We start from the raw sequence: 7,083 nt of genomic DNA on the forward strand, positions 1-7,083 counted from the left end.
CATTGGCAGCAAATAAACTCGCTGTTCCAATTACTAAGGCTAGTGCCATTAATTTAAATTTTCTCATAATAAATAGGTTTTAGTTAAACATTGTTTGTTTTGATATTTCAAATGTATATCTAAATCTTCCTTTACCTATTTACTTATACCCGATTAACAAATGTTTAACCCAAACAAACAATTTTTTTATCAAAAAAAATAAAATTAATACTAAATTAAAATTATAATTTACTGATTTTCATTTAGTTATGTTGTATTATAAAAGAGGAATTAATCTTAAATAATAAATTCTATTAACTTAAATTATGTTAAAGTGTAATTTTATACACGCTTAAGTTCAAATTAAAACAATAAATTTGTGAATTGAGTTTAACTTAATAATTGGTTCACACAATTAGAAAATTACGAATGATACAAGATACTTATCAAAAAGCTATAAAATTTGCTGGTGAAAAGCATTGTAATCAAAAAGTTCCTGGAACAAATTCCAATTATCTGCTACATCTCTCAAATGTAGCAATGGAAATACTCATGGCTTATAATGCTGACAGTAATTTTGACTTAGATTTTACAATACAAGTTGCTTTACTTCACGATACAATTGAAGATACTGAAACAAGTTTTGATGAAATTAAAAATGAATTTGGAGAAAAAGTAGCTTTGGGTGTTGAAGCCTTAACAAAAAACAACCATTTAGCATCAAAAAATGAAAAAATGATTGATAGCCTTAATCGCATCAATAAATTAGATAAAGAAGTTGGAATGGCTAAGTTAGCTGATAGAATTACAAATTTACAAGAACCGCCTAGCTACTGGAGTAAAGACAAAACTATTAACTATCTCGAAGAAGCAAAAATGCTTCATAAAATGCTTCATAACAAAAATGAGTATTTGAACATGAGATTAAAAAATAAAATTAACGAATATAAAAAGTACATAACATAAGTGCTACTAAAAACTAGCTCATTAAAATTCTACATTTTCATATTTAAAATTCCTAAAAGCATGTATAAAACTATTTTAAACTTTACCTTTTTAATACTATCTATTGGGCTTACAGCTCAAGACGTTCTAACACCCGAAATGCTAGTTCAACTAAATAAAGTTTCAGGAAAAGGAATCACAAAAGATGGTAAAAATCTTATTTATAGTATCTCTAGCTATACTATTGAAACAAATAAAAAAACCTCAACAACCTATCAAATTCCTATAAAAGGAGGAGGTGCACAAGTAATTGCTGATTATGCAGATTTATTGACTGATAAAAATATATCTCCAAATGGCCGCTATAAAATTACAACTGCCGATGTTAAACTTGAAAAAGTTACAGGTCAAGATTATTACAATGATGTGCCAAAATCAAATGTAAAAATTTACGATGCACTTAATTATCGTCATTGGGATACTTGGGAAGATGGTGCTTTTAGCCACGTTTTCTATAAATCTACAAAAAACGAAACTTCTGAAGCAATTGATATTATGGCTGGAGAACCTTTTGATTGTCCACAAAAACCATTTGGTGGATCGGAAGATTTTCTTTGGAGTCCAGATAGTAACCATATTTTATATGTTACCAAAAAATTAAGTGGTGTTGATTATGCCGTTAGTACTAATAGTGATATTTACCAATACAATCTTCAATCAAAAACTACAACTAATTTAACTTCTGAAAACAAAGGATACGATACACAACCTGCATTTTCTTCAAAAGGGCAATTAGCATGGTTGCAAATGAAAAGAGATGGTTATGAGTCTGACAAAAATGATATTATTGTGATTATTGATGGTAAGCATAGTAACTTAACTGCAAATTGGGACGGAACCGTAAATAGTTTTGTTTGGCAAGATAAAGGTGATAAAATATACTTTGTAGCTCCAGTTCAGGGAACTGTTCATCTGTTTGAAATTAAAATTCCTTCTTCAGAAGAAAAAATTAGCGCGCCTAAACAAATTACCAACGGACAATTTGATGTAAACGGTATTGTAGGTCAAACAAAAAATACCATTGTTGCTAGTCGTAGAGATATGAACCACGCTGTTGAATTATATTCGGTTAATTTGAAAAATGGGGAAATGCAACAGTTAACTCATGCAAATGACGCTACTTATAATTCAATTTCACTTAGTAAAATTGAAAAAAGAATGGTTAAAACTACCGATGGAAAAGATATGGTAACTTGGGTTATTTACCCTCCAAATTTTGATCCTTCAAAAAAATACCCAACATTACTATATTGTCAAGGTGGTCCGCAAGGAGCGTTGAGTCAGTTTTATTCTTTCCGATGGAATTTTCAGTTAATGGCTGCTAACGGATATATTATTGTTGCTCCAAACAGAAGAGGAATGCCAGGTTATGGTGTAGAATGGAACGAGCAAATTAGTAAAGATTATGGTGGTCAAAATATGCAAGATTATCTTTCTGCAATTGATGAATTAGCTAAAGAACCATATGTTGATAATGACAGATTAGGTGCAATTGGTGCAAGTTATGGTGGTTATTCAGTATTTTATTTAGCTGCAATTCACGAAGGAAGATTTAAAAGTTTTATTTCTCACGATGGAATTTTTGATTGGAGAAGTATGTATGGAACTACAGAAGAATTATTCTTTGTTGATTTTGATTTAGGTGGTGCTTATTGGGATAAAAACAATAAAGCTGCGCAAAAATCTCATACCGAATTTAATCCTGCTGAAAAAGTGAGTATGTGGAATACTCCAATGCTAATTATTCAAGGAGGACTAGATTATAGAGTTCCTATTGGACAAGGTTTAGCCGCTTTTCAAGCTGCACAATTACAAGGAATTAAGAGTAAATTATTGTTTTTTCCTGAAGAAAATCATTGGGTGTTAGACAACCAAAATAGTTTGGTTTGGCAACGTGAATTTTATAAATGGCTGAAAGAAACTTTGTAACCATACTTTTAAAATAGAAACATAAAAAACAAGCTGTCTAATAATTAGACAGCTTGTTTTTATATTATTCAATAACTAAATTTTACAACTACTAATATTGCGTATAAGTATGAACACTAGTGTTAGCCACAGGTAAATAATTTACACCAAACCAACAAACAAGTAAAACAACAAAAGCAAGTGCTAAAATAGTAAGTGCTTGTTGTGTTTTATGTATATGGAAATGACGGTAATGAATGTAAATTAAGTAACCCATCCAAGTTAAAAATGCCCAAACTTCTTTTGGATCCCAAGTCCAATAATGACCCCAAGCTTCTTTTGCCCAAAGTGCTCCAAAAAGCAAACCTAGTGTTAAAAATGCAAATCCAATATATACTAAGTTATCGGCTAATTTTAAAGTTTCTATGTTAAATTTCCCCTTGTAACTATCGTACCAACCTTTTACGGCAACAATACTTGAAGCTGCTAAAACCGCGTATGAAAATAAATACACCAACACATGAGGAATAAACCAAGGGCTTTGCAATGCAGGCATTAAAGTTTTTGAATACGTTTCTGGATTCATATAGTTAATGGCTAAAAACATTCCTGCCATTGCAATACTATACGCCAAAAACCATTTGTATTTCCAACGAATATATGTTAGAAAACCTATTAATGGTAAAAAAGTTGCGTACCACAAACGTGTTTCACCTAAGGTTCTCATTGGTGGACGATCTAACTCTATCCACAATTTTATAACAAATAGTATTAGAACTACCCATCCTGCTATAAATAATAGGTTTGCAAATTTAAATACGGTTTCTTTTTTGTAAGAAATCAATAAAAAAAGTAGTCCAAGTATCCATAATGAAATACTAATTGAACTATATAAAGGAAAGTCTATCCAAGTCATTTTATTGATTTTTAGTTATTTTATTTCCCATCCAAAACATATAGAAAGCACCAGCAATCATCATAAAAATTCCGATGTATATAAACGGTAACCAAGGATCTTTCACGAGTTCTAAAACGCTTAAATTAGACCATTTTCCCATTTTATCATCGTAACTTAGTTGGTAAATTTTCCAACCTCTAAATTTAAAGGGTTTATTAACTTCTAAAACCGTACTTATACGTTCACCTTCCTTGGTTAAAATATCTATATCTGAACTAAATTTCTTCACTTCAGGAATCGTCATTACAATAGAATAGTCTTCACTAATTTTAAGTGATTCATATGGATATCTGAAACTTCCACTGCTTATCCAACTGTTTATAATAGAATCGTTTTCAATATTTTTAACTGTAATTGAAGCTGATGGCGGCGAGCCAATTTCGTTAACTTTTTCGTATCTGTCTCCTATTCTTCCTGAATTTGGGAAAAACTCATTTACAGTTACTTCGAAATTCTTAAAAAAGTACGTTTCTCCTTTTTCAACCAAATACAAGTTTTTACCATTGTTATGTGCAATACTTCCGGATTTATTATCAACTAACGCTAATTTTGGATTGTATTCGTTAATTAAAAAATCTTTTAAGTAAAAGGCAAAAGGCAATTCAATTTCATTTTTTTGTGCATCAGTAGCAATCCAACTTGGTTTTCCTTCATACACATTTATAGATAGCCGTTGTAAATCTCCCGTTCCTAAAATTCCTGCAATTAGTGCCAAAAACAGCCCTAAATGATTTAAAATAAATCCAAAATTAGACCATTTTAACTGTGAAATTCTCTTAATTGTAACTAATCCTAAACAGGTTAAAAACTGAAAAATAATGAGCAAAAAAGCCCAATTAGTTGTAATATGGTTTAAACCCAAATTAGTAATAATGTTATTTTCTGAAGGAATTTGTGGTATAATTCCCATAATCATTACCAGTAATGTAACTAATACAATACTTGAAATTGATGCTGGTACTTTTGTTAACCACCGTATAATTTGTGTGGTTGAAAACCATTTGTATAGCATAATTAATGCCACTACATATCCAACTAAAAAGAAGACGTTATATGGATATGAAATTGTAAATGTATTATTGGTTTTAACAAAAACTTCTAAAAAAAAGCCTGTTACTAGTAAACCAAATCCGATAAAAAAAGATTCAACGTAGCCCCAAGGATTTTCCCAAAGATTACGTTGAACCGTTTGTTGATTTTCACTCATAAGAGTTCAAATATAAAACTTTAAAAAATAGTAGTGTTCAGATAAAAATTTCTCAACCCTAAATACTACTACTTCATTTTATTTTTAATAATTAGCTTCTCTCTTTTTAGCAGCTTCGTCCCATTTAGGAGCTAATTCTTTTAAGAATCTAGCTTTGTCAGCTTCCATTTTTTCTATTGGTAATCCAATGAATTTTTGAGCAGCTTCTTTAGTTTCAATAGCTGGATAAGGTACATCACCATTAAATCCTAAAGTCATTAATAACTTCGCTAATTTAATTCTAGTTTCTTGTGTAATATCAATTCCCGTACCTATAACTCTTCCTGTTTCAACTGGTGCGTGGAAAGATCCACCGTGAGATGCCGCGGCATAATCCCAACGCCATTGTCCTAAACGTATTCCGTGTAGAATATCTTTCATTTGAGCTTCTGACGCTCCTAATTCCCAACATTTACCCGCTTCAACATGTGCACGAACTAATAAACGTTCTAATTGATCTCTGTTTCCAATAATACGATCCTGATTATCGAATACATTTTTAATTAATTCTTCTTTTTCTTCACGGTGACAAACCTGACAAGAATTGGCAACATTATTTAAAGGGGATTGAATGTGGTGATCTGTAAATTTTTGTCCACCTTCTGTTTTATAAGGCATATGGCAATCTGAACAAGAAACACCTCTTTGTCCGTGAATACCCATTTTAAATACTTCGTAACCTGGGTGTTGTGCTTTTAACATTGGAGCTCTACTAATTTTGTGAGTCCAATCTACGTGTCCAACATTATCATAATATTTTTCCATGTCTTCAACCGTTTGGCCTTCATCCCAAGGGAATACTAAATAAGGAACACCTTTGCTATTTGGAAGGTTTTTATTGAAATAATATTCAGAGTGGCATTGTGCACAAACTAATGAACGCATATCATTATGAGATGCTTTACTTATATCTTTCCCTTGACGTGCAAATGCTTCAATTAATGCAGGCTGCGTAATTGTAAGGTTCATAGATTTTTCATCGTGACAATTTGCACAACCAATTGGGTTTACAACTTCTTCACCTTTACTAGCCCATTTTCCACTGTAATATTCGTTTACACCAATTTCATTAATTAAACGAGGTACATCAGGAGATTTACAAGTCCAACAAGTTGAAGGCATTGGTCCGTCATCTGGTCCTGTTGGAGCACCTGTACGTAAAGTAGCTCTTAAATCTTCTATAGCATGCTCGTGCCCACGACCTTGATTGTAATCTTTTGCAAAACCATAACCAGCCCAAAGTACTACTAAACGAGGATCTTCTTCTAACATATCAATCTCTTCAGAACCATTGTATTTCGATCTAAAGTTACCCTCTTCCGTTTTGGAATACGATTGAAATTCGCGTGGAAAATTTTCTCCCCAAACTTCGTTTCTTGGTTCTAATTTATTTATTTCTGTAAGTGGTTTGTAAGCAAATTTTGCTTCCATTTTACGTTCTGTTATTGAAGAAACTAGTAGTCCTAATAAAAATACTACTACTAAAGATGCTAAAAATAACACCCAGTTTTTCCAAGGTTTTCTTTGTGTGCTCATTTTATTTATTTGTTTTATTTTCTGATTCTTTTAAATATTTACTTAACCATTCTGGTACTGTTTCTTGATGTTCTTCTGGAATTTTTCCATAGTATTTAACCGAAGATAAACTGTGAACACTTCCATGTGGAACTTCCTGATGACATGTCCAACATTTTCTATCGGTTCTATTTTCAAAATGATCTTCAACAGAAGCACTTAATCTTGCATCTGTTACTTGATCTTCATGACATCTAATACAATTGTTTTGAACAACTTCAACACCTGCTTCTTTCATTCTAATTACTTCAGGCTCACCACGCATTGTGAAAACCGAAGCGTGATACAATCCGTCTTTCGCTTTAAACAAGTACTTTTTAAACACATTGTCTTGCGGAACATGACAATCGTTACATGAAGCCCATTCTCTATGCGAACTTTTTTGCCAAGTAGTATATTGAGGTGTCATTAC

General features: G+C 31.7%; 6 protein-coding genes. 2 read left to right on the forward strand and 4 right to left on the reverse strand.

Features of this window, described 5'->3' with window-relative positions; all coding sequences use genetic code 11:
• Nucleotides 1–408 precede the first annotated feature (408 nt).
• Nucleotides 409–945, forward strand: coding sequence for an HD domain-containing protein (locus GQ540_RS07895; protein ID WP_291799805.1), 537 nt, complete (start codon nucleotides 409–411; stop codon nucleotides 943–945).
• A 60-nt stretch (nucleotides 946–1,005) separates the two neighbouring features.
• A complete protein-coding gene (locus GQ540_RS07900; RefSeq protein ID WP_291799807.1) occupies nucleotides 1,006–2,913 on the forward strand; it encodes a S9 family peptidase in 1,908 nt (635 codons plus the stop codon).
• A 91-nt stretch (nucleotides 2,914–3,004) separates the two neighbouring features.
• Here the strand turns inward: GQ540_RS07900 and ccsA are convergent, their stop codons facing one another.
• From ccsA to GQ540_RS07920, 4 genes are all read right to left on the reverse strand, one after another.
• Nucleotides 3,005–3,808, reverse strand: coding sequence for a cytochrome c biogenesis protein CcsA (gene ccsA / locus GQ540_RS07905; RefSeq protein ID WP_291799809.1), 804 nt, complete (start codon nucleotides 3,806–3,808; stop codon nucleotides 3,005–3,007).
• A 1-nt stretch (nucleotide 3,809) separates the two neighbouring features.
• On the reverse strand, nucleotides 3,810–5,057 hold the full coding sequence (locus GQ540_RS07910) for a cytochrome c biogenesis protein ResB (protein ID WP_291799811.1): 1,248 nt from the start codon (nucleotides 5,055–5,057) through the stop codon (nucleotides 3,810–3,812).
• A gap of 84 nt (nucleotides 5,058–5,141) precedes the next feature.
• A complete protein-coding gene (gene nrfA / locus GQ540_RS07915; protein WP_291799813.1) occupies nucleotides 5,142–6,632 on the reverse strand; it encodes an ammonia-forming cytochrome c nitrite reductase in 1,491 nt (496 codons plus the stop codon).
• Nucleotide 6,633: 1 nt separating this feature from the next.
• Nucleotides 6,634–7,083 (reverse strand): NapC/NirT family cytochrome c (locus GQ540_RS07920; protein ID WP_291799815.1); only part of this gene is annotated, 450 nt, incomplete at its 5' end.

It is taken from the genome of Lutibacter sp. (genome assembly GCF_013139515.1).
Classification (GTDB): Bacteria; Bacteroidota; Bacteroidia; order Flavobacteriales; family Flavobacteriaceae; genus Lutibacter.